The 3140-nt window shown below is 43.3% G+C and carries 2 protein-coding genes; one reads left to right on the top strand and one right to left on the bottom strand.

Annotated features, from left to right (window positions below; translation table 11 throughout):
• Nucleotides 1-267 precede the first annotated feature (267 nt).
• Nucleotides 268-1563: an MEDS domain-containing protein gene (locus EO95_RS07690; protein ID WP_082105973.1), complete on the bottom strand. Its 1296-nt coding sequence runs from the start codon at nucleotides 1561-1563 to the stop codon at nucleotides 268-270.
• 582 nt (nucleotides 1564-2145) lie between these two features.
• Here EO95_RS07690 and EO95_RS07685 point away from each other — a divergent pair.
• The coding region (locus EO95_RS07685; RefSeq protein ID WP_048133640.1) for an ABC transporter permease at nucleotides 2146-3140 on the top strand (995 nt) is incomplete at its 3' end.

The following is a 3140-nucleotide window of genomic DNA, read 5'->3' as shown; positions in this document are numbered from 1 at the left end:
CTTTACAACCCTGGCCCATAAAGGAGATTATTGCGGAAACGCCCAGTGTATCCCTGAACCAGCTTCGATCAATTTTTTTATGGCAGATGTCTTCCGCTGGACCCGGCTTCTTTTTGCAGAATTTTTTAATTTCAATTCGCTTATTAAGTAGCTTGTATTCTAATTTCAATTTTCAGGTTCAGGTGCCGAGCCCATTTTTTTCGATTTTTTTCCTTTAAGGGAAGAGTTTGCTTTTTTCGTTTTATTCTCCGGGAGAGAGGTATTTTCCTATTCTGCCGGAAGGGTGAAGGTAAACGTACTTCCTTTTCCGATCTCTGAGTCAATCCAGATCTTCCCGCCGTGAAGATCTACAAAGTTCCTGACAATATATAACCCAAGACCGGCTCCACCGTACCCGCGGGCTGCAGAAGAATCTGCCTGTGTAAAGGGCATAAATATCTTTTCGTGACTCTCCTTTGAAAGCCCTATTCCATTATCCGAAACCTTGACCTCAAGAACTCCTTCTTTTTTGCAGGCACTGATGATGACCTTTCCTTTTGCTGGAGTAAACTTTATGGCGTTGCTGACCAGGTTGTACAGGATCTGCCTGAATTTTGTAATATCAGCCCGAACATTTCCTACAGAAGGATCGATCTTCAGTTCAACAGTGATCTTCTTAACCGAAGCAGGCGAAAGGAGGCTCATTCTCACTTCCCCTATGAGGCTTGCAACATCCACTTCCTCATATTTGAGGGTCTTTTCACCGGCTTCAAGCCTTGAGATGTCAAGCAAGTTGTTAATAATCTCCAGCAGGCTTTTCCCGCTTATCAGGATATTGTTGACGTACTTTGCTTGTTTTGTATTCATGGGCCCGAAAGCTCCTTCCAGCAGCAGGTCAGAAAAGCCTATTACTGAATTGAGAGGAGTCCGAAGCTCATGGCTCATATTCATTATGAAACTGTTTTTTGCCCTGTTTGTCGCTTCAGCATCATTTTTTGCTTTGAGAAGGGTGATTTCCAATTCTTTGTGCCCGTTTAAGTTGCATGTATTCACCAGATATTCCCATTTGCCTTTTCTTTTAACGAGAACGCCCTTTTCCTCCACCAGCTCAAGAAGTGCACTGCCTGACAATTCTTCAAGCGGGAAAGTACAGAGAAATGTGAGATTTACTCTATTACCCTGACTGATCTCTTCAAGGATCTTTTCTAACCCTTCAAAGCAGGTTTTGAAGGAGCTTCCGGCCCCCTTAACACCGATATTCGTTCGGAATCCAGGAAACTCTTCGGAAAGGGCTTTTTCATTCCCCGCCCCCATGAGTTCTTTTACTGCAGATTCAAGCAGGAGGATACTTTCCGAAAGTGTGCCGGTTGGTAGAATCTCTAATTGAGATGAAGTGATGTATTTCCCGACATCCACTCCTGCCTTCTCAAGTTCATTTTTTGCTCTTTCGGCTGAAAGCGAATCCGGGACGGTCCAGAGGCAGTGATCTCCCCTTTCAATCCCTTGTTTAAAATAGGCAACGTGTAGTTCTGCCAGTTCTTCGAGATCACGATATACGGCGGAGAGCTGTGAGCTCTGTGGAATGCTTGAAAAAAGTTCGGGGTATTTGTCAGTATTTTTTGTCAGAATCTTTCCCCCTCCATGTGTTTACAATAGTGCATCTTTCAGCGCACAGTCAAGGTTTGAATGGGGCATGAAGCAGAGGCGGTGGAGGTATAAATGATAACATTCAGCACTCAAAATCTAGTTTAAAGTGTTTAGAAAATGTTTATAAAATTCTCAAAATGATATTTATTTATCTTTTATTTCTTATTAACTTTCAGTATTTCATACATATGCTTATATTTCCTATCATATAACATCAGCATATATAAGAAATGTGCTAATTTGTAATGTTTGGAAGTTTGTTCTGTTTTTAACGCCTGTGTTGCATGAGTACCTTAGAGCAGAGTACCCATCGAAACCCCTATTTCTTCCAACAATGATTTATTATATATTTGTACATTAATATTTACAGGGGAATATTGGACATTAATATCTGCTGGGTTTTGTAGAAATTAATCCTCAATGGACTGCCTGAGGGCTGAAGACCCTTTAATCTCCCTATACCTGTCGAAAATAGGATTCAGAGCTTAAGCAGCCCGGAACTCTAAAATGGGAGGATGTATGCTGAAGGTAAGGCAAGCTATCGGTATCTCTCTTGGGAGCATAGCGAGCGCAAAGCTCCGCTCAGGCCTGACGACCCTCGGCATTATCATAGGGATTGCTGCGGTGGTGGCGAACGTCTCTCTTGGGGAGAGTTTCAATGTTTTTTTTGAAGAGGAGATAAATGCCCAGGGTTCCAATTTTATTATTATTTACAGCCAGGAACCTAACCTTTTTTACAACAATGAGCTTCAAATAATCAAAAAAACTCCCGGCATCAGCGGGGTTTCTCCCATAAAACAGCAGCTTGGGGTGGTAACCTCCTTCTCCCAGAATAAAAATATAGACATCGCGGGAGTAACTGGAGACTATGAGGATACTGCCAATATCATTATGGAAAGCGGCAGTTTCATAAGTGACCAGGATGCGTTTTCTGCAGCAATCGGGTCCAAAGTTGCAAACGAAAAATTTGATAGGAACATATCCACCCGCAGTTCTATAGACATTACCCTGCGTCTTGAAGGGGGCAGGACGGTGACCCAGAAGTTCAAGGTGAAAGGCATCATTAAAAGCCCTGCTACATCTTTCGTCGGAGGGGGGATTGATAGGGATGTGAGCATCTTTATCCCAGTTTCAACCATCAACCAGATGCTAGAAGAAGATGATTTCTCGGCCTTTTTTGCCATGTCCGACAACATCGAGAAAGTGGTAGAAGTCTCGGAAGAGGTGGATAAGCGGCTTGCCCGGAACTTTGGAGTATCTTCAAGGGATATCAACGATGAAGACGCGAAGCCCTACCGGATTTTCAATCAGGCGGATGTCCTTGAGCAAACAAACCAGCTTGCTGATACCCTGAGAAATTTCCTTGTTGCAGTAGCTCTTATCTCCCTGCTTGTGGGCTCGATAGGAATAATGAACATAATGCTTGTAACGGTTACTGAGCGCACCAGGGAAATAGCTGTCTCTTATACACATCTCCGAGCCCACGAGACGGACTCCTATCTCGTATGCCGTCT

Origin of the sequence: Methanosarcina sp. 1.H.T.1A.1 (genome assembly GCF_000979295.1) — an archaeon.
Taxonomy (GTDB): Archaea; Halobacteriota; Methanosarcinia; order Methanosarcinales; family Methanosarcinaceae; genus Methanosarcina.
This window is presented reverse-complemented; position numbering and strand designations above follow the sequence as displayed.